This window comes from Nocardioides marmorisolisilvae (assembly GCF_031656915.1).
Classification (GTDB): domain Bacteria; phylum Actinomycetota; class Actinomycetes; order Propionibacteriales; family Nocardioidaceae; genus Marmoricola; species Marmoricola terrisoli.
In genome coordinates this window covers 2,877,535-2,897,722 of record NZ_CP134227.1, presented here as the reverse complement: position 1 = coordinate 2,897,722, position 20,188 = coordinate 2,877,535, and the positions used below count along the sequence as shown (strand labels likewise).

Annotated in this window: 19 protein-coding genes and 2 tRNA genes; 12 read left to right on the top strand and 9 right to left on the bottom strand. The window is 69.1% G+C overall.

Annotated features, from left to right (window positions below; all coding sequences use genetic code 11):
* Positions 1-24: 24 nt before the first annotated feature.
* Positions 25-1,242 carry a pyridoxal phosphate-dependent aminotransferase gene (locus Q9R13_RS13915; protein ID WP_310961769.1) on the bottom strand — a complete coding sequence of 406 codons (1,218 nt, stop codon included), beginning with the start codon at positions 1,240-1,242 and terminating at the stop codon, positions 25-27.
* 143 nt (positions 1,243-1,385) lie between these two features.
* Between Q9R13_RS13915 and Q9R13_RS13910 the strand changes: the two genes are divergently transcribed.
* Complete coding sequence (locus Q9R13_RS13910) at positions 1,386-2,153, top strand: lysophospholipid acyltransferase family protein (RefSeq protein WP_310961768.1); 768 nt, start codon at positions 1,386-1,388, stop codon at positions 2,151-2,153.
* A gap of 36 nt (positions 2,154-2,189) precedes the next feature.
* Here Q9R13_RS13910 and Q9R13_RS13905 read toward each other — a convergent pair whose 3' ends face one another.
* From Q9R13_RS13905 to rpmH, 8 genes are all read right to left on the bottom strand, one after another.
* Entirely contained in the window at positions 2,190-3,233 is a 1,044-nt protein-coding gene (locus Q9R13_RS13905; protein WP_310961767.1) for a ParB/RepB/Spo0J family partition protein, read from the bottom strand.
* Positions 3,230-4,159, bottom strand: a complete 930-nt coding sequence (locus tag Q9R13_RS13900) for a ParA family protein (RefSeq protein WP_310961766.1) — start codon at positions 4,157-4,159, stop codon at positions 3,230-3,232. The genes Q9R13_RS13905 and Q9R13_RS13900 overlap by 4 nt, the downstream gene beginning before the upstream one ends.
* 185 nt (positions 4,160-4,344) lie before the next feature.
* A complete protein-coding gene (rsmG, locus tag Q9R13_RS13895) occupies positions 4,345-5,001 on the bottom strand; it encodes a 16S rRNA (guanine(527)-N(7))-methyltransferase RsmG (RefSeq protein ID WP_310961765.1) in 657 nt (218 codons plus the stop codon).
* 7 nt (positions 5,002-5,008) lie between these two features.
* Positions 5,009-5,656 (bottom strand): Jag family protein, encoded by a 648-nt coding sequence (locus Q9R13_RS13890; RefSeq protein ID WP_397218149.1) that lies wholly within the window; start codon positions 5,654-5,656, stop codon positions 5,009-5,011.
* Entirely contained in the window at positions 5,653-6,678 is a 1,026-nt protein-coding gene (gene yidC, locus Q9R13_RS13885) for a membrane protein insertase YidC (protein WP_310961764.1), read from the bottom strand. Before yidC ends, Q9R13_RS13890 begins: the two co-directional genes overlap by 4 nt.
* Positions 6,679-6,927 carry a membrane protein insertion efficiency factor YidD gene (gene yidD, locus Q9R13_RS13880; RefSeq protein ID WP_310961763.1) on the bottom strand — a complete coding sequence of 83 codons (249 nt, stop codon included), beginning with the start codon at positions 6,925-6,927 and terminating at the stop codon, positions 6,679-6,681.
* The gene (rnpA, locus tag Q9R13_RS13875; RefSeq protein WP_310961762.1) at positions 6,924-7,292 is read right to left on the bottom strand and encodes a ribonuclease P protein component; all 369 of its coding nucleotides are present in this window, start codon (positions 7,290-7,292) and stop codon (positions 6,924-6,926) included. Before rnpA ends, yidD begins: the two co-directional genes overlap by 4 nt.
* A 17-nt stretch (positions 7,293-7,309) precedes the next feature.
* Positions 7,310-7,447 (bottom strand): 50S ribosomal protein L34, encoded by a 138-nt coding sequence (gene rpmH / locus Q9R13_RS13870; RefSeq protein WP_310961761.1) that lies wholly within the window; start codon positions 7,445-7,447, stop codon positions 7,310-7,312.
* A 694-nt stretch (positions 7,448-8,141) separates the two neighbouring features.
* Here rpmH and dnaA point away from each other — a divergent pair.
* The 11 genes from dnaA (at position 8,142) to Q9R13_RS13815 (ending at position 20,080) form a co-directional block, all read left to right on the top strand.
* Positions 8,142-9,635 carry a chromosomal replication initiator protein DnaA gene (gene dnaA / locus Q9R13_RS13865; RefSeq protein ID WP_397219440.1) on the top strand — a complete coding sequence of 498 codons (1,494 nt, stop codon included), beginning with the start codon at positions 8,142-8,144 and terminating at the stop codon, positions 9,633-9,635.
* Positions 9,636-10,016: 381 nt separating this feature from the next.
* Positions 10,017-11,192, top strand: coding sequence for a DNA polymerase III subunit beta (dnaN, locus tag Q9R13_RS13860; protein ID WP_310961759.1), 1,176 nt, complete (start codon positions 10,017-10,019; stop codon positions 11,190-11,192).
* 77 nt (positions 11,193-11,269) lie between these two features.
* Entirely contained in the window at positions 11,270-12,151 is an 882-nt protein-coding gene (gene gnd, locus Q9R13_RS13855) for a phosphogluconate dehydrogenase (NAD(+)-dependent, decarboxylating) (RefSeq protein WP_310961758.1), read from the top strand.
* 10 nt (positions 12,152-12,161) lie between these two features.
* Positions 12,162-13,283 carry a DNA replication/repair protein RecF gene (gene recF, locus Q9R13_RS13850; RefSeq protein WP_310961757.1) on the top strand — a complete coding sequence of 374 codons (1,122 nt, stop codon included), beginning with the start codon at positions 12,162-12,164 and terminating at the stop codon, positions 13,281-13,283.
* A complete protein-coding gene (locus Q9R13_RS13845; protein ID WP_310961756.1) occupies positions 13,276-13,866 on the top strand; it encodes a DUF721 domain-containing protein in 591 nt (196 codons plus the stop codon). The genes recF and Q9R13_RS13845 overlap by 8 nt, the downstream gene beginning before the upstream one ends.
* A 280-nt stretch (positions 13,867-14,146) precedes the next feature.
* On the top strand, positions 14,147-16,303 hold the full coding sequence (gyrB, locus tag Q9R13_RS13840; protein WP_397218137.1) for a DNA topoisomerase (ATP-hydrolyzing) subunit B: 2,157 nt from the start codon (positions 14,147-14,149) through the stop codon (positions 16,301-16,303).
* Between the two features lie 57 nt (positions 16,304-16,360).
* Positions 16,361-18,991 carry a DNA gyrase subunit A gene (gene gyrA / locus Q9R13_RS13835; RefSeq protein WP_310961755.1) on the top strand — a complete coding sequence of 877 codons (2,631 nt, stop codon included), beginning with the start codon at positions 16,361-16,363 and terminating at the stop codon, positions 18,989-18,991.
* Positions 18,991-19,695 (top strand): DUF3566 domain-containing protein, encoded by a 705-nt coding sequence (locus Q9R13_RS13830; RefSeq protein WP_310961754.1) that lies wholly within the window; start codon positions 18,991-18,993, stop codon positions 19,693-19,695. The genes gyrA and Q9R13_RS13830 overlap by 1 nt, the downstream gene beginning before the upstream one ends.
* 61 nt (positions 19,696-19,756) lie before the next feature.
* Positions 19,757-19,830 (top strand) — tRNA-Ile (locus Q9R13_RS13825).
* A gap of 35 nt (positions 19,831-19,865) precedes the next feature.
* Positions 19,866-19,991: a DLW-39 family protein gene (locus Q9R13_RS13820; protein WP_310961753.1), complete on the top strand. Its 126-nt coding sequence runs from the start codon at positions 19,866-19,868 to the stop codon at positions 19,989-19,991.
* 13 nt (positions 19,992-20,004) lie between these two features.
* Positions 20,005-20,080: transfer RNA gene (locus Q9R13_RS13815), tRNA-Ala, on the top strand.
* The last annotated feature ends 108 nt before the right edge of the window (positions 20,081-20,188 follow it).

Here is a 20,188-nt window from a genome sequence, read left to right as displayed (position 1 = left end):
CCCGTGCTGGGCGTCTGGCGCCGGTCAGGCGCGTTGGGTGGCCAGGAAGTCGGCGATCCGGCCGATCGCCTCGGTGAGCGTGTCCACGTCGGGCAGGGTGACCAGGCGGAAGTGGTCCGGGGCGAACCAGTTGAAGCCGGTGCCGTGGGTGACCAGGATCTTCTTCGCACGGAGCAGGTCGATGACGAACTTCTCGTCGTCGTCGATGCCGTACATGGCGGTGTCCAGCCGGGGGAAGCAGTAGAGCGCTCCCCGCGGCTCCACGCAGCTCACCCCGGGGATGTCGTTGAGCAGCTTGGCCGCGAGCTTGCTCTGCTCGTAGAACCGGCCACCGGGCCCGATGTACTCCTCGATGGACTGGTAGCCGCCCAGGGCGGTCTGGATGGCGTGTTGGGCGGGGACATTGGCGCACATCCGCATGTTGGCCAGCAAGGTGAGCCCCTCGAGGAAGTCCTCGGCGAGGTGCTTGGGCCCGGACACCATCACCCAGCCCGCGCGGTAGCCGCAGACCCGGTAGGCCTTGGACAGGCCGCTGAACGTCAGGCACAGGACGTCGTCGCCGGCGAACCTGGCGGTGTGGTGGTGCGTTGCCTCGTCGAACAGGATCTTCTCGTAGATCTCGTCGCTGAACAGCACCAGGTCGTGTCGGCGGGCGATGTCGACGAGGCCACGCACGGTCGCCTCGTTGTAGACAGCCCCGGTCGGGTTGTTCGGATTGATCACCACGAGGCCGTGGGTGTTCTCGGTGATCTTCGACTCGATGTCGGCCAGGTCAGGGTCCCAGCCGTTCTCCTCGTCGCAGCGGTAATGCACCGGGGTGCCGCCGGACAGTGCGACCGCCCCGGTCCACAGCGGGTAGTCCGGCGCCGGCACCAGGATCTCGTTGCCCTCGTCGACGAAGGCCTGGAGGACCATCGTGATCAGCTCGGAGACCCCGTTGCCGATGAACACGTCGTCCACGGCCGTCTCGGTGAGTCCACGGCCCTGGTAGTACTGCGCGACCGCCGTACGCGCTGAGTAGATCCCGCGCGAGTCGGAGTAGCCCTGTGCGTCGGGGAGGTTGTGCACGATGTCGGCGACGATGGCCTCGGGGGCCTCGAAGCCGAACGGTGCCGGGTTCCCGATGTTGAGCTTGAGGATCTTGTGCCCCTCGGCCTCCAACCTCTGGGCCTCGACCAGGATCGGACCACGGACGTCGTAGCGGACGTGCTGCAGCTTGCGGCTCTGGACGATGGGGCGCATGCGGTGATTCTCCCAGAGTCTCGGGCCGACGCCGCCACCATATTCACCACGTGATTCACCCCGTGGTTCCCCGGGGCCGACGTCGCCCGAGCACCACCCGTCGGCTCGCCTACGGTTGCGTAGGTTGTGGCACCATTCAGTGCATGCGCGACTTCGTCTATCCCGCGGTGATTGCCGCTGCCCGTACCTGGTTCAAGGTCGGTGATGTGCGGATCACCATGAACGGGCTCCAGCACATCCCGGAGAGCGGCGGGGCGCTGCTGGCGGTCAATCACTTGTCCTTCGTCGACTACGTAATGGCGGGCTATCCGGGAGCCGAGCGGGGCCGGTTGACCCGGTTCATCGCGAAGCGTGAGGTCTTCGACCACCCTGTCGGTGGTCCGGTGATGCGCTCCTTCCACCACATCCCGATCGATCGGTCCTCGGGTCGGGAAGGGATGGAGACCGCGCAGCGCTACCTCGCCGAGGGCGAGTTGGTCGGCATCTTCCCCGAGGGCACCATCTCGCGCAGCCTGCTGCTGCAGCCGCTGAAGTCCGGCGCTGCCCGGATCGCGGCTGCCGCCGGCGTACCGCTGGTGCCCGTCACGCTCTTCGGCACGCAACGCTTCTTGACCAAGGGCCAGAAGGCCGACTTCGGACGGCACAAGTGTGTGTCCATCGAGGTCGGCGAGCCGATGCACCCCGCCGTCGACGACGACCCGGCGACGGTGACCGCCGATCTGCAGCAGCGGATGGAGTCGATGCTCGCCGGGCTGATCGACTCCTACCCCGACGCCGACCGGGCCGCCGGCGCCTGGTGGATGCCGGCGAGCCACGGCGGCTCCGCGCCGACCCCCGAGCAGGCCGCACAGATGTACGCCGAGGAGCGCGCCGCCCGCGCCGCCCGGAAGCGTCGGGCCACTCAACCATAAGTCGACAAAGCGACCTATCGCTTCATCGATGAAGGGCTAGATCGGCCTGTCGGTACGGTTGCGCGGGTCGATGATCGACACGATCCGCTCGAGGTCGCCGAGGCTGGCGAACTCGATCGCGATCTTGCCCTTGGCCTTGCCCATCGTGATCTTGACGCGCGTGTCCAAGCGGTCGGAGAGACGGTCGCCCAAGTCGCTCAGCCCGGGAGCGGTCGGTCGGCGGTGCTGGACCCGCCTCCCGTCGGCACTGCCGGTGTCACCGACCGAGACGATCTCCTCCAGGCCGCGCACGGAGATGCCCTCGGCCACCACTCGGCCGGCCAGCCGGTCCTGGCTCGCCGGGTCGCTGACCCCGAGCAGGGCCCGGGCGTGCCCGGCACTGATCACCCCTGCTGCCACCCGGCGCTGGACGGCCGGGGTGAGTTTGAGCAGGCGGAGCGTGTTGCTGATCTGCGGTCGGCTCCGACCGATCCGTCCGGCGAGCTCATCGTGAGTACAGCCGAAGTCGTCGAGCAACTGCTGGTAGGCGGCCGCCTCCTCCAGCGGGTTGAGCTGCGCGCGGTGCAGGTTCTCCAACAGCGCGTCGCGCAGCATCGCGTCATCGTCGGTCTCGCGCACGATGGCCGGGATGACGTCCAGGCCCGCCTGGCGGGTGGCGCGCCACCGGCGCTCGCCCATGATCAGCTCATAGGCGGCCTGGTCGCCCTCGCCACCGGTCCGGCGGACCACGACGGGCTGCAGCAGGCCAATCTCGGTGACCGAGTGCACCAACTCGGCCATCGCGTCCTCATCGAAGACCTGGCGAGGCTGTCGCGGGTTCGGGCTGATCCGGTCGACCGGGATCTCGGCGAAGTAGGCGCCCGCGACTGCTGCCGGGGCAATGTCCGACGGACGGCCCTCGACAGTGGTCGGCTCCCCCGAAGCGGGCGCACCGGTCTGGGCCGTGGGCTCGACTCCGGAGGTCGACGGGGATGCGGACTGGTCCTCGGGGCCGGAGCCCGCGGCGGGCTGGGCAGGGGCCGTCGGGATCAGGGATCCCAGACCACGGCCGAGACCTCGACGGGGTGCCTGTGCGCTCATTGGTCTGCTCCCTTGTTCGCCAGCTCCCGCGCGGCCTCCAGATAGCTCAACGCGCCCGGCGAACCCGGATCGTAGGTCATCACCGACTGGCCGTAGCTGGGGGCCTCGGACACTCGCACCGAACGCGGGATGCTGGTCTTGAGCACCTGGCTGGCGAAGTGCTCACGCACCTCGTCGGCCACACCAGCGGCGAGCCGGGTGCGGGCGTCGTACATCGTGATCAGGATGGTGGACACCGACAGGCCCGGATTGAGGTGCGTGCGCACCATCTCAACGGTCTCGAGAAGCTGGCCGAGACCCTCGAGCGCGTAGTACTCGGCCTGGATCGGGATCAGCATCTCCTCGCCGCCGACGAGCGCGTTGAGGGTGAGCAGCCCGAGCGACGGCGGGCAGTCGATCAACACGTAGTCGAACCGGTCCTCCGACTCGCCGTGCACCAGCGGGTGGCCTGCGAGGGCCTTGCGCAGCCGGCTCTCCCGCGACATCACGTTGACCAGCTCGATCTCCGCACCGGCCAGGTCGATCGTCGCCGGGACGACGAACAGGCCGGCGATCTCGGGGTGCGGCTGGACCGCGTCCACGAGGGGGGTGGAGTCGACCAGCACGTCGTACGACGACAGCACGCCGCGGCGGTGCTCGATGGACAGGGCCGTGGACGCGTTGCCCTGGGGGTCGAGGTCGACCACCAGCACCCGGAGTCCCTGCTGGGCCAGTGCCGCGGCCAGGTTCACCGTGGTGGTGGTCTTGCCCACCCCACCCTTCTGGTTGGCGACGACCATCACCCGGGTGTCCGCCGGTCGGGGCAGCGGATCGTTGAAGCGCACCGCAGCACGCGCCCTCAACTGCTCGGCGACCGCGCGGGCCAAGGGTGTGTTGTCCTCGTCGAAGGGGACGATCGATGGCGTCTGCTCGGGCTGACGGGTCATCCGCGGCGTCTCCTCGGAGGTCTCGGCGCCCGACTTCGGGGCGGGCGTGGTTTCACGTGAAACGAGGGGAGCCTGTGGAAAACTTGAGTCTTCCTGTGGACCGACACGCTCAGGGGGCCAGCCGAGACCAGTGGATAACTTTGACCCGGTCCCCGCGGGCCAGCCCAGTCCGGGCTCTTCAGCGCTCACGCTCGACGACCTCCTGACTTGCCGATGCGTACCACGGTCACCAGGGTGTCGACCACCCCGGAACCCACGGACTCGACGGACCATCGGGTCGCGCCGAGCTTGCGCAGCGTCGGCTCCGCGGTGCGGACCTCCTCGGCTGCGGCCGAGCCTTTCATGGCCAACGTCTCGCCGCCACCCCGGGTCAACGGCAAGGACCAACCGACGAGCTTGGGCAACGGAGCGACCGCACGGGAGGTCACCACGTCGAACGTCGACGTCCCCTGCAGCTGCTCGGCGCGGGCACGCCGTACCTCCACGTTGTCGAGGCCGAGGATCGCGACCATCTCGTCGAGCAGGGTGGTACGACGCAGCAGCGGCTCGACCAGGGTCACCCGCAGGTCGGGCCGTCGGATCGCCAGCACCAGGCCCGGGAGCCCGGCACCGCTGCCGAGGTCACAGACTGTCGCACCAGGGGCGATCAGGTCGGCGAGGACCGCGCAGTTCAGCAGGTGTCGCTCCCACAGCCGCGGCACCTCTCGCGGACCGATCAGCCCACGGAGGGTGCCCTCGGTGGCGAGCAGGTCGGCGTACTGCTCGGCGAGGGCCAGCCGGTCAGCAAACACCCCCCGCGCCACGTCGGGAGCGGGGGGTGTTTCACGTGAAACGTCGGTCACCGACCGGTCACTCCTCGGCGCTGCTCACGTCGTCGCCGGGAAGCACCACCACGTAGCGGTGCGGCTCGACACCCTCGGACTCCGACCGCAGGCCGGCCGCCGCCACGGCGTCGTGCACGACCTTGCGCTCGAACGGGCGCATCGGGTCGAGGTCTTCGCGCTCACCGCTGGCGCGCACCCGCGCCACGACCTCGGAGGCCAACGCCTCCAGCGCCGTACGCCGGGCCGCCCGATGCCCAGAGACGTCCAGCATCAGCCGGGACCGCTCGCCGGTCTCGCGGTAGACGGCGAGCCGAGTCAGCTCCTGCAGCGCCTCGAGCACCTCGCCGTCATGGCCGACGAGCTGGGGCAGATTCGCGCCGACGATGGACGCTGTTGCGCGGTCACCCTCGACGTCCAGGTCGATGTCGCCATCCAGGTCGGCGATCTCGAGCAACTCCTCGAGATAGTCCGCGGCGATGTCGCCCTCCCGCTCCAGTCGCGCCAGACGACCCGGTCGTCCACCCTCATCGCCCTCATCGCCCTCATCGGCCGCACCGCCGACGACGGCGGCGTCGTCGGTGTCGGTCTCGCTCAGCGCCTCGGTGGTCGTGTCGGACTCCCCGGCCTCTGCGGGCGCAGCGTCGACCTCGACGTCCTGGATCTGCTCGCTCACTTGCTGTCTCCCTGCTTCTTCTGATCGCCGGCGCCGGACTCCGGTTTGGCACCGGTCTGTCTGCGCTGCTGACGCGACTGTTTCCTGGGTTGCTGTCGTTGGGCGGGCCGACGATCGGTGGCTGCCTGACCTGCGCCGGCGGCCGGGGCCACCGGGTCGTCGCTCGTCGCCGCGGTGGCCTCGACGGGCGGCGGCTTGCCCTTGGCTCGGTCCCGCTTCTGCTTGGCCTCGAAGGCCGGCGTTCCCGGTGCCGGATTGTTCCGGATCACGTAGAACTGCTGGCCCATCGTCCAGACGTTCGAGGTGGTCCAGTAGAACAGCACCCCGATCGGGAAGGCGATGCCACCGACACCGAACACCAGCGGCAGCACGTAGAGCAGCATCTTCTGCTGCTGGGCGTACTGGCCGGTGAGCGCATCGGAGGGCATGTTCTTCGCCATCAGCTGGCGCTGGGTAGTGAAGGTGGTGACGATCATCGCGACCACCAGGATGGCCGCCGCGATCTGGACGCTGGTGTGGCCGCCGTTGCTGGTGAAGCTGTTCTTGAGGCTGCCGCCGAAGAACGGGGCGTTCGCGAAGCTGACCGCCAGCTTGTCGGTGAGCACGCCGTGACCCTGGTTGTTCTTGGCGGCGTGGTCGATCAGCCGGAACAGCGCCCAGAAGATCGGCATCTGGATCAGCAGCGGCAGGCAGGACGCGAACGGGTTGGTCCCGGTCTCCTTGTAGAGCGCCATCGTCTCCTGGGCCAGGCGCTCGCGGTCGTGGCCGTACTTCTTCTGCAGCTCCTTGACCTTGGGCTGCAGCAGCTGCATGTTGCGCGACGACTTGATCTGCTTGACGAAGAGCGGGATCAGGGCCGCCCGGATCACCAGGGTCAGCCCCACCACCGACAGGCCCCAGGCCCAGCCCGAGCCGCTGCCGAACACCTTCCCGAGCACGTCATGGAAGCCGACCAGGACGACCGAGACCAGGTAGTACAGCGGCGTCATGATGAAGCTGCCGATTTCGCTGAGGAAGTGCACTCAGGCTCCTTGGTTGAGCGTGGAATTGCGTCCGGCCACCGGCGGCACCGGGTCATACCCTCCGGCCGCCCACGGGTGGCAACGGACCAGGCGACGCGCGGCGAGCCAGGTGCCGCGGACGCTCCCGTGCACGGTCACCGCCTCCAGCGCGTACGCCGAACAGGACGGGTGGTAGCGGCAGATCTGCCCGTAGAGCGGGCTGATGAGCAGGCGATAGAGACGAAGCAGGCCGATCAGTAGGTACTTCACGGCCCGACCCTCCCAGCGTGCTCGCCGCGCTGCCCTGTCAAACGGGCCAGGCCACGGTCGAGTTCCGCTCCCAGCTCGGCGTACGACGCGCCAGCGGCGGCCGGCTGGGCGCGCACCACCAGCAGGGAACCGGGCGGCAGATCCGCGATCCGGTCCCTCATCAGGTGACGGAGACGACGCTTCACAAGATTGCGGGTGACCGCCGGCCCCACTGCCTTCGACACCACCAGACCGACCTGGACGGGTCGCTGTTCGTCGGTGTCGCGCAGGTGCAGCACCAGGACCGGGCCACCGGCTCGGGTGCCACGGCGCACCACCTCACGAAAGGTGGCGCCGTCAGTGAGCCGATTGCCGGCAGGGAGCACGGCGGTCGCTCAGCTGCTCAGACGGCGAGGCTCTTGCGACCCTTGGCCCGACGCGAGGACAGGACCGCGCGACCGGCGCGGGTGCGCATCCGCAGACGGAAGCCGTGCTTCTTGTGCCGACGACGGTTGTTCGGCTGGTACGTACGCTTGCTCACGTGGTTCAACTCCCCTGACGGGTTTGCGGCCTGTGGAATGCGGCGAACCGGGCCACCGGTTGCGTGCGTTGCGTTGCGTCAACTGGCACCGCAAGTCCACGACGCCGGAAGTGTTGCGAGGTGAGTGCGTGGACATGCGGCACCGGTCGACACCGGTTCGACTGACCTACGGTACGCGGCCGCCGGGCAGAGGGTCAAACCGGCAGGCGATGACCAGGACCGTGGGACCCGGGTCGGGCGCACCGGACGTGAACCGCGCCACGTTGCCACGCTTCTCGCGGTGATCCGGGCACGACACGCCGTACCGACTCACAATCCTTGCCGAACCTGTGGAGAACCGGTTGATCCACAGGCCAATGAGTTGTTAGCGTCCGGCTACCGAGGGCGTCGTCCCGGACGGTCGACCGAGGAGCTCCGACAGTCCTTCGCCGGCCCCCTCACAACCTGGTGAAACGGGCTCTGAACTGGGAAGACGTGTCTCCTGCGAGCACCGAAACCGCTCTCGGCAACACCTCGGAGCCGGACCGGTCCCGGGTGTTGCACAACCTGTGGACAAACATGTGGATGGTCAAACAAGGGAGCGGGCGAAAGCGTGGAGGCATCGGACCGGGACAGGTTGGTAGAACTGTGGCCAGGGATCGTGGACCGGTTGGCCCCGACGCAACGGGTGTGGCTCGAGGACAGCAAGCCGCTGATGCTCGCCGAGAGCACCGCAGTGATCGCGGTGCCCAACGAGTTCACCCGCGGCCAGCTCGAAGGTCGGCTCCGCACTCGCCTTGAGGATGCGCTCAGCGACTCGCTCGGCCAGCCCATCCGGATCGCGGTCAGCGTCGACCCTGCGCTCGAGCCGGGCAACGACCCGGTGCCGGCGACCCCGACCGCCGCGGCAGGTGCCGTCGCGCCCGCCCAGCGCACGGACCGTCCGGTCGACAACCCGGCGGCACCGACCGCGCAGTCCCGCGGGCTCGCCCCGTGGCCCCCGCCCCGCCCCGCCGACGGCGGCCCCTTCGGTAACGATCGCGCTCGAGTGGGCCGGGGTGAAGGCTCCGGCGGCCGACAGAACGGCATATCGATAGATCACCAAAACGATTTGTCGACAGATCGACCTTATGCCGCAGCCACCGGACTCTCCCTGACCACCGGGATCCCGGACAGCCCGCTGAACCCGCGCTACACCTTCGAGACCTTCGTGATCGGCAGCTCCAACCGGTTCGCCCACGCCGCCGCGGTCGCGGTCGCCGAGGCGCCGGGCAAGGCCTACAACCCGCTGCTGGTGTACGGCGACTCCGGGCTCGGCAAGACCCACCTGCTGCACGCCATCGGCCACTACGTCCGCAGCCTCTACACCGGGGCGAAGATCCGCTACGTGTCCTCCGAGGTCTTCACCAACGACGTCATCAACGCGATCCGCGACGACAAGCGGGACGCGTTGCAGCGCCGCTACCGCGACGTCGACGTGCTGCTCATCGACGACATCCAGTTCCTGGAGGGCAAGCAGTCCACCCAGGAGGAGTTCTTCCACACCTTCAACACGCTGCACAACGCCAACAAGCAGATCGTGATCAGCTCCGACCGGCCTCCCAAGCGGCTCACCCAGCTCGAGGACCGGCTGCGCAACCGCTTCGAGTGGGGCCTGCTCACCGACGTGCAGCCGCCCGACCTCGAGACCCGGATCGCGATCCTGCGCAAGAAGGCGGCCGCCGAGCGGCTCTCCGCCCCGCCGGACGTGCTCGAGTTCATCGCCAGCCGGATCCAGACCAACATCCGCGAGCTGGAAGGCGCGCTGATCCGGGTCACCGCGTTCGCCAGTCTCAACAGCCAGGAGGTCGACCTCACCCTGGCCGAGATCGTCCTCAAGGACCTGATCCCCGAGGGCGGCGAGCCGGAGGTGACGGCCGGGCTGATCATCGCCCAGACGGCGTCGTACTTCGGCTACAGCATCGACGATCTGTGCGGACCCAGCCGCACCCGCGCCCTGGTCACCGCCCGGCAGATCGCGATGTATCTCTGTCGCGAGCTGACCCAGCTGTCGCTGCCGAAGATCGGCCAGCAGTTCGGCGGTCGTGACCACACCACCGTGATGAACGCCGACCGGCGGATCCGCAAGGACCTCGCCGAGCGCCGCAACCTCTTCCACCAGGTGACCGAGCTGACCACCCGGATCAAGCAGCAGGCCAAGCAGGCGTGACCGCCGCCGGCCACCCGATCCGCCCCGCTCGACCCTGTGCTTCGTGGCGCCCCGATCGGTGGACCGGCTGGGGATCACGTGTGGACAACCGGGTCGTACGACGCACAGCCGCTGCGACGAACCACAGGGTCGGCTGTACGACGCACGCTGCGTCCACACGCGGTCCACAGCCCCGAACCGGCACTGACCTGCATGAATCGGGGTTGTCCACAGAATCCACCGGACCTACTACGACTACTGAACCTGTCATTGCACCTTCGACCCCCGAACTCATCACGGCATCCCTTCTGGGGATGACGGTCGACGTGGCAGGATGCAGACCCGCGGATCGACCGGCTCCACGCCCCACGTCCGCGAGACGTCATCTGAGGAGATCTTGACTTGAAGTTCACTGTCGAACGCGACGTGCTCGCCGACGCCGTCGCCTGGACCGCCCGCACCCTGCCCATCCGCCCGAGCGCCCCGGTGCTGTCCGGCCTGCTGATCGAGGCCGGCTCCGGTGACGCCGGGGACGGGCTGCGCCTGTCGACCTTCGACTACGAGACCTCTGCCTGCGCGACGCTCAACGCGGCGGTCAGCGAGGAGGGCCGAGCCCTGGTGTCGGGTCGGCTGCTCGCCGACATCTGTCGCAGCCTGCCCAACAAGCCGGTCGAGGTCAGCATCGAGGGCACCAAGGTCAGCCTGACCTGCGGCTCGGCGCGGTTCAGTCTGCAGACGATGCCGGTCGAGGACTACCCGACGCTGCCCGAGATCCCCGCGTCCAGCGGCCGGGTCAGCAGCGAGGCGTTCGCGAACGCGGTCGCGCAGGCGGTCACCGCGGCCGGCCGCGACGACATGCTTCCGGTGCTGACCGGGGTGCGGCTCGAGCTCGACGGCGACGCGATCACGATGCTGGCCACCGACCGCTTCCGGCTCTCCCAGCGCGAGCTCCAGTGGAGCCCGGGGACGACCGACCTCACCGCGGCCGCGCTGGTGCCCGCCAAGGTGCTCGCCGACACCGCCAAGGCGTTGACCGGGGGGGCCGAGATCTCGATCGCGCTGTCCTCCGCCGGATCGGGCGAGGGCATCATCGGCTTCGAGGGCTCGGCCGGCGGAGGCGTACGCCGTACCACCACCCGACTCCTCGACGGGGAGTTCCCCAAGGTCCGGTCGCTGTTCCCCAGCGAGCACCTGACCGTGGCCCGGGTCGCTCGGGACACGCTGATCGACTCGGTCAAGCGGGTCTCGCTGGTCGCCGAGCGCAACAGCGCCGTGCAGATGGCCTTCTCCGACGGTGTGCTCACCCTGGATGCCGGCAGCGGCGAAGACGCGATGGCCAGCGAGTCGCTCGAGGCGCACGTCACCGGCGAGGACATCACCACGGGCTTCAACCCGCAGTTCCTGCTCGATGGCCTCCAGGCGATCCCCGACCCGTTCGTCCAGCTGGCCTTCACCCAGGCGTCGAAGCCTGTCGTAATGTCGGGGGTGGACAGCATCGACGGCGACGCCGGGACGGGGTCCGCGGCTGACGCCACGGACTTCCGCTACCTGCTGATGCCCCGCCGGCTGCTGTCCTGACGGGCACCGGCCCGCGACCGGGGCCGGGCAAGCCGGACCAACCAGGACCGGAGCACACCGCGACCAGGAGGCAGCGCATGGACATCGGACTCGTCGGGCTCGGGAAGATGGGCGGCAACATGCGCACCCGGCTGCGCAACGCCGGGCACACGGTCGTCGGTTACGACATGAACCCTGACGTGGCTGACGTGGCCAGCCTCCAGGAGATGGTCGAGAAGCTTCCGGCGCCCAAGGTCGTGTGGGTGATGGTGCCCGCCGGCGACCCCACCCGCGACACCATCAAGCAGCTCCGTGACCTCCTCGGCGAGGGCGACCTCGTGGTCGACGGCGGCAACTCCAAGTGGACCGACGACCAGATCAACGCCGACCTGCTCGCGCAGCGGAAGGTCGGGTTCGTGGACTGCGGCGTGTCCGGCGGCGTCTGGGGCCTGGAGAACGGCTACGCGCTGATGTGCGGCGGCTCCGACGCCGATGTCGCCAAGGTGCAGCCGGCCTTCGACGCCCTCAAGCCGCCGGGCGAGTTCGGGTTCGTCCATGCCGGGAAGAGGCCTGGCGCGGGGCACTACGCGAAGATGGTCCACAACGGCATCGAGTACGCCATCATGCAGGCGTACGCCGAGGGCTGGGAGCTGCTCGAGGCCGTCGACCTGGTCGACAGCGTCCCGGAGACGTTCAACTCCTGGCGCGAGGGCACGGTGATCCGCTCGTGGCTGCTCGATCTGCTCACCGACGCGATCACCAAGGACCCGCACCTGGACAAGATCCGCGGCTGGGCCGAGGACTCCGGCGAGGGTCGGTGGACGGTGCAGTCCGCGATCGACAACGCCGTACCCATGCCTGCGATCACCGCAGCGCTGTTCGCCCGCTTCGTCTCGCGCCAGGACGACAGCCCGGCGATGAAGGCGATCGCGGCGATGCGCAACGAGTTCGGCGGCCACGCGGTCAAGTCCGAAGGATGACGAACCGCCGTTGTACGTCGCCCATCTGACCCTCCACGACTTCCGCTCCTGGACCGATCTCGACCTCGAGCTCGGCGCCGGGACGACCTCGCTGGTGGGCCGCAACGGGCAGGGCAAGACCAACGTCGTCGAGGCCGTCGACTACCTCTCGCGGCTGTCCTCGCACCGGGTCGCGGCCGACGCGCCCCTGGTGCGCACCGGCTGCAGCCAGGCCGTCGTGCGTGCGGCCGTCGTCCGCGACGACCGCCGCGCGGTCCTCGAGGTGGAGATCAACCCGGGCCGCTCCAACCGCGCCCGGATCAACTCCTCCCCACTGCCGCGTGCCCGGGACCTCCTCGGGGTGCTGCGCAGCGTGGTGTTCGCGCCCGACGACCTGGCCCTGGTCAAGGGCGACCCCGGCGAGCGGCGCCGGTTCCTCGACGACCTGCTGGTCCAGCGCTCCCCGCGGTACGCCGGCACCCGGGCCGACTACGACCGGGTCCTCAAGCAGCGCAACAGCCTGCTCCGATCGGCCGGCGTCACCAAGGGCTCGCGGGACGCCGCGCTGGCCACCCTCGAGGTGTGGGACGAGCGCCTCGCTGAGCTCGGCACCGAGATCATGGCGGCCCGGACTCAGCTCATCGCCGAGCTGACGCCGCTGCTCGGCAAGGCCTACGAGGCGGTCGCGCGCGGGGCCCACCGCGACGATGCGCTGCTCACCTACCGGCCCTCCTTCGAGGACGCCCAGGGGAAGGTCGCGGCGTTCGTGGCCGAGCTCGAACGCCGCCGCAAGGACGAGTTCGACCGCGGCCTGACCCTGGTCGGCCCGCACCGCGACGAGATGCTCTGCTCGCTGGGCGACCTTCCGGTCAAGGGCTACTCCAGCCACGGTGAGTCGTGGTCGTTCGCGCTGGCCCTGCGGCTCGGGTCCTACGAGCTGCTGCGCGCGCCGACGTCCGGTGACGCCGACGATCCGGTGCTGGTGCTCGACGACGTCTTCGCCGAGCTCGACGCCGGCCGGCGCGGTCAGCTCGCCGAGCTCGTCTCCGGCGCCGAGCAGGTGCTGGTCACCGCGGCCGTGCCGGAGGACATCCCCGAGCAGCTGCGCGGCCGACGGCTGTCGGTGGCCGACGGCCAGGTGCGCGATGCCTGAGGAGCCCCCGGAGCAGCCGGCCGAGCACGACGCGGAGCTGCCTGAGGACTCGCCGCCCGAGCCCGACCACGACGACGGCGGCCTCGACCTGGCCCGCAGCATCGCCCGCGGCCTGGCCGGGTCGACCCGTGCGTCGGCCGCGACGGGCGGGGTGAGTCGCTCCGGCCGTACGCCGGGCCGACGGACCCGCGCGACCGGGTCCACGCTGTCCGGCGCGCACCCCGACGCCCGCGACCCGCAGACCCTCGACGCCACCGTGAGCTCGTTCGTCGCCGACCACGGCTGGGGGACCGAGCTGCGGGTGCACGGCGTCTTCTCCCGCTGGGAGGCGATCGTCGGGCCCGAGGTCGGCCAGCACGTGCTGCCGGAGTCGTTCGCCGACGGCCGGCTGGTGGTACGCACCGACTCGACGGCGTGGGCGACCCAGATGAAGCTGCTCGTCGCGGACGTCGTACGCCGGCTCAACCAGGTGCTCGGCGACGGGACGGTCGACGTGATCGACGTCCGCGGCCCCAACGCACCCTCGTGGAGCCGGGGCCGCTACCGGGTCCGCGGCCGGGGTCCACGGGACACCTACGGCTGACCGGGCGGCCGACCGGGTTCCGGGGCGAGCACCAGGCCCGCAGAGTCGATTCAGCAGCCCCGCAGACGTATGGGGACTAGGACGCGGCCCCACGAACCCGTCATGGGGCCACTCAACGGGCTCCTGGGGGCGCTCTGGCGTCGTTTCACCCCGGTCGCGCGGGCAGCCGCGCGTGATTGTGGGCCCTCAGCGGGTAGACTGGACGATGCGAGGTCGCCCCGGCACACGGGCTGTGAGGGGCGGCCACATTTGTGTCAAGAGTCGAACAGGAAGTCACCGGGTGTCGAGTCCAGAGCCGAGTCCCCAGACCAACGAGGACGCCGTCGACGGCGTCGAGGAGATGGCCGACGACGTCGTCACCGATCCGATCACGCGAGGGCCGGCCCACACCACGGTGGAGTCGACGTACGACGCCTCCGCGATCCAAGTCCTCGAGGGTCTCGAGGCCGTCCGCAAGCGCCCAGGCATGTACATCGGGTCCACCGGTGAACGCGGCCTGCACCACCTCGTGTGGGAGGTCGTGGACAACTCGGTCGACGAGGCGCTGGCCGGCTACTGCGACCGCATCGTGCTGACCCTGCGGGCCGACGGCGGCGTCAGCGTCGAGGACAACGGCCGTGGCATCCCCACCGGCATCCACCCGACCGAGGGCATCCCCGCGGTCACCATGGCGCTCACCATGCTGCACGCCGGCGGCAAGTTCGGCGGTGGCGGCTACAAGGTCTCCGGTGGCCTCCACGGTGTCGGCATCTCCGTGGTCAACGCGCTGTCCTCGCGGGTCGTCGTCGAGGTGAAGAACCGCGACCATCTGTGGCGACAGACGTTCTCCCTCGGTGTCCCCGACGGCGACCTCGAGGACGTTCGCCCGATGGAGGAGGGCGAGCGCACCGGCACCACGATCATCTTCTACGCCTCCGAAGACATCTTCGAGACCACGACGTACTCCCTGGAGACGATCACCAACCGGATCCGCGAGTACGCCTTCCTCAACAAGGGCCTGGAGATCGTCGTGCGCGACGAGCGGCCGGCCGCGGACGAGATCGTCGAGGCGGTCCAGGACGACACGATCGCCGACTCCGTCGACCAGGCCGGTCAGGACGCGATCCATCCGGCCGAGGGTGGCGGGCTCGAGCGCAGGTTCTGCTACGAGCGGGGCCTGGTCGACTACGTCGAGTACCTCAACCGCAGCAAGCAGGCCGCCAACCCCACCATCATCAACTTCGAGGCAAACCAGTCCGCCAACGGCGGCTCGGAGATGAGCCTGGAGCTGGCGATGCAGTGGAACGTCTCGTTCACCGAGTCGGTGCACACCTTCGCCAACACGATCAACACCCACGAGGGCGGCACCCACGAGGAGGGCTTCCGCGCCTCGCTGACCTCGCTGGTCAACCACTGGGGTGAGGAGTGGGGGCTGATCAAGAAGCGCGAGGACCGGGTCTCCGGCGACGACATCCGCGAGGGCCTGACCGCGATCATCTCGATCAAGCTCGCCGAGCCGCAGTTCGAGGGCCAGACCAAGACCAAGCTCGGCAACACCGAGGCCAAGGGCTTCGTGCAGCGGATCGTCAACGACCAGCTCGGCGAGTGGCTGGAGAAGAACCCCGCCGAGGGCCGCGACATCGTCCGCAAGGCGCAGGCCGCCGCCTCGGCGCGGATCGCGGCCCGCAAGGCGCGCGACCTGGCCCGCTCCCGCAAGGGGCTGCTCGGCGGTGGCGGGCTGCCCGGCAAGCTGGCGGACTGTCAGTCGACCAACCCCGAGGAGTGCGAGGTCTTCATCGTCGAGGGCGACTCGGCGGGTGGCTCGGCCAAGGGCGGCCGCGACCCGCGGATCCAGGCGATCCTGCCGATCCGAGGCAAGATCCTCAACGTGGAGAAGGCCCGGATCGACAGGGTGCTGGCCAACACCGAGGTGCAGGCGATCATCTCCGCGCTCGGCACCGGCATCCACGAGGAGTTCGACCTCGACAAGCTCCGGTACCACAAGATCGTGCTGATGGCCGACGCCGACGTCGACGGTCACCACATCCGCACGCTGCTGCTCACCCTGCTGTTCCGGTTCATGAAGCCGCTGATCGAGCACGGCTACGTCTATCTCGCGCAGCCGCCGCTCTACCGACTGCGCTGGAACAAGCCCCACGATCACGAGTTCGTCTACTCCGACGCCGAGCGCGACGCGCTGATGCGGTCGGGCCTGGAGTCTGGCAAGAAGCTCCCCAAGGACATGCCGGTGCAGCGCTACAAGGGTCTGGGCGAGATGAACGCCGACGAGCTGTGGGAGACGACCATGGACCCCGACCAGCGGCTGCTCCTCCAGGTGAACCTCGAGGACGCCGCCCGGGCCGACGAGATGTTCTCCGTGCTGATGGGGGAGGACGTCGAGCAGCGACGCAGCTTCATCCAGCGCAACGCCAAAGACGTCCGGTTCCTCGACATCTGACATGAGGAGCGATGCCCGCCCCTCGCACTTCCTGTGCCGACGTGAAAGTGACCAGTCATGACTGAACTCCCTCCCGAGAACCCTCGCGTGCGCGAGGTCGAGCTCCAGGACGAGATGCAGCAGTCCTACATCGACTACGCGATGGCGGTCATCGTGGGCCGGGCGCTCCCGGAGGTGCGCGACGGGCTCAAGCCGGTGCACCGGCGTGTCCTCTACGCGATGTACGACGGCGGCTACCGACCCGACCGCGGCTTCAACAAGTGCTCCCGCGTCGTCGGCGACGTGATGGGTCAGTACCACCCGCACGGCGACTCGGCGATCTACGACACCCTGGTCCGGCTCGCGCAGCCCTGGGTGATGAGCGCGCCGCTGGTCCAGGGACAGGGCAACTTCGGCTCGCCCGGCAACGACCCCGCCGCGGCGATGCGGTACACCGAGTGCCGGATGGCGCCGCTGGCCATGGAGATGGTGCGCGACATCGACGAGGACACCGTCGACTTCGCGCCCAACTACGACGGCAAGGGCCAGGAGCCGGTGATCCTGCCGAGCCGGTTCCCCAACCTGCTGGTCAACGGCTCTGCCGGCATCGCGGTCGGGATGGCCACCAACATCCCGCCCCACAACCTGCGTGAGGTGGCCGACGGCGTGCAGTGGGCGCTGGAGCACCCCGAGGCGACCCGCGAGGAGCTCCTTGAAGCGCTGCTGGAGCGGATCAAGGGCCCGGACTTCCCGATGGGCGCGCTCATCGTCGGCCGAGCCGGCATCGAGCAGGCCTACCGCACCGGTCGCGGATCGATCACCCAGCGCGCGGTCGTCACCGTCGACGAGGACGCCAAGGGCCGCACCCAGCTGGTCATCTCCGAGCTGCCCTACATGGTCAACCCGGACAACCTGGCACTGAAGATCGCCGAGCTCGCCGACTCCGGCCGGGTCCAGGGGATCGCCGACGTCAAGGACAACACCTCCTCGCGGACCGGCCAGCAGCTCATCGTCGTACTCAAGCGCGACGCCGTCGCCCGGGTGGTGCTGAACAACCTCTTCAAGCACACCGAGCTGCAGACCAACTTCTCCGCGAACATGCTCGCGCTGGTCGACGGGGTGCCCCGCACCCTCACCCTCGATCAGTTCGTCAGCCATTGGGTTGCCCACCAGATCGACGTCATCCAGCGTCGTACCCGCCACCGGCTGCGCCGGCGCGAGGAGGAGGCGCACATCTTCCGCGGCCTGGTCAAGGCCCTCGACATGCTCGACGACGTGATCGCGCTGATCCGGCGGTCGCCCGAGGTCGACGACGCGCGCCAGGGCCTGATCCAACTGCTCGAGATCGACGAGCTCCAGGCCAACGCGATCCTCGACATGCAGCTGCGCCGGCTGGCCGCGCTGGAGCGCCAGAAGATCATGGACCGGCTGGCCGAGCTCGAGCTGATCATCGCCGAGCTGCAGGAGATCCTCGCCAGCGAGCAGCGCCAGCGGACGATCGTCAGCGAGGAGCTCGCCGAGATCGTCAACAAGTTCGGCGTCGAACGGCGCAGCCAGTTCATCGCCGCCGACGGGGACCTCTCGATGGAGGACCTCATCCCCGACGAGGAGCTGGTGGTCACGATCACCCGCGGCGGCTACGCCAAGCGGACCCTGGCGTCGAACTACCGCACCCAGAAGCGTGGCGGCAAGGGCGTGCGTGGAGCGGCGCTGAAGGGCGACGACGTGGTCGAGCACTTCATGGCCACCTCCAACCACCACTGGCTGCTGTTCTTCACGACCGCGGGGCGCGTCTACCGGACCAAGGCCTACAACCTTCCCGAGGCGTCCCGCGACGCCAAGGGTGGGCATGTGGCGGGGCTGCTCAGCTTCCAGCCCGACGAGCAGATCGCCCAGGTTCTGGCGATCCGCGACTACGAGCAGGCGCCGTACCTCGTGCTCGCGACCCGGTCCGGGCTGGTCAAGAAGACCCGGCTGGGCGACTACAACAGCCCGCGCCAGGCCGGAGTCATCGCGATCAACTTCCGGGAGGACGACGACGAGCTGATCGGCGCCGAGCTGGTCGGTCCCGACGACCACATCCTGCTGGTGTCCCGGAAGGGTCAGGCGATCCGGTTCGAGGCGAACGACAACCAGCTACGGCCGATGGGGCGGGCCACCTCCGGGGTCACCGGGATGAAGTTCCGTGACGGCGACGCGCTGCTGTCGATGTCGGTGATCCGCAAGGCGCAGGTCGCCGCCGAGGCCGAGGCCGACCAGGCTGCCGGAGCGCCCACTGACGAGCAGGTCGCGGCCACCTCCGAGGAGCCGACCAGCCCCTACTTCGGCGTCCACCCGCAGTACGTCTTCACGATGACCGACGGCGGCTTCGCCAAGCGCACCCGGATCACCGAGTACCGCGAGCAGAACCGCGGTGGCATCGGCATCAAGGCGATGTCGCTGGCCAACCAGCAGCGCGGCGTCCTCGTCGGTGCGTTCATCGTGGAGGAGGGCGACGAAATCCTCTCGGTGACGGCTACGGGTCAGGTGGTGCGCAGCCCGATCAATGGCGAGTTCCGTCCGACCGGGCGGTCCACGATGGGTGTGAAGTTCGTGACCCCGAAGGCCGGTGACTCGGTCGCGGTGGTCGCCAGGTCCGTCGAGCGGGCCGATGCCGAGGAGGATGCGACAATCGAGCCTGACGCGACCGCCGACCCGCAGGAGGACTGATGGCGAAGGGCCGTCAGAAGCGCAACCAGAAGTACCGGATGAACCCGCGTACGACGCCGGCGGTGACGGCGGAACGCGACGCGGGTGACGGTTCACAGGCTGCGCCCACCATTGCGGGGTCGACAGGCCCTGTCTCCGGCCCGTCGACCGGGGCCGAGGCGGAACGCAGTGATCGCCGTACGTCGTGGCGGCCCGGCGTGACCTCCTCCGAGCGAGAGTCCGGCAGTGCCGTCGCGGCCGACGGCTCGGCCGCTCCGCAGCAGCCCAGCAGCCCGGTGAGGGCGGCCGGACCGAGCCCCTCTCCGGCGGGCTCGACGGCGGGCGCCGAGCGTCGTACTCGCAAGGCGCGGCTGCGCCTGGTGCACATCGATCCGTGGTCGGTGATGAAGACGGCGTTCCTGCTCTCGATCGCCATCGGCATCACCTGTGTGGTCGCCGTCGCGATCATCTGGGGCGTGCTCGGCGCCGCCGGTGTCTGGGACTCGATCAACTCGATGGTCGACCAGACGGTGGGCTCCGGGTCGGGGACGCCGTTCGACATCACCCACTACATCGGCACGTCGCGGGCGGTGGGCTTCACGATGATCGCGGCGGTCATCGACGTCATCCTGATCACCGCGCTGTCGACGTTGGGGGCCTTCATCTACAACCTCGCCGCCACGCTGATCGGTGGCGTGGAGATGACCCTCGCCGAGGACCGCTGACGTGATGCCCTCCGTTTTGTTGCGGCGCTCGGCCATGGGGTAGCCTTCCCTGCGCATCCACGGGCCTATAGCTCAGACGGTTAGAGCGCTTCCCTGATAAGGAAGAGGTCAGAGGTTCAAGTCCTCTTAGGCCCACATCCCCGATGGCCGGGGCAACCGGGAGGTCGTTCATGAAGAAGCTGCTCCTCGTGGTGCTGGCGGCCGCCGGCGCTGCGTTCGCGAAGAAGAAGATCGACGACGGCCGCAAGGAGCAGGCGCTCTGGCAGCAGGCCACCGACACCGTCGACAAGGCCTGACGCACCGCCCTCAGGGGCCATGGCGCAATTGGTAGCGCACCTGCTTTGCAAGCAGGGGGTTAGGGGTTCGAGTCCCCTTGGCTCCACCACGAGAAACCGCAGGTCAGCCTGCGGTTTCTCTCTATTTTCGAACTATCCCCTTGCTAGGTCTGGGTCTTCCGTGGGGGACTGGTGGGGGTTGCCTGCTCCACGTAGGT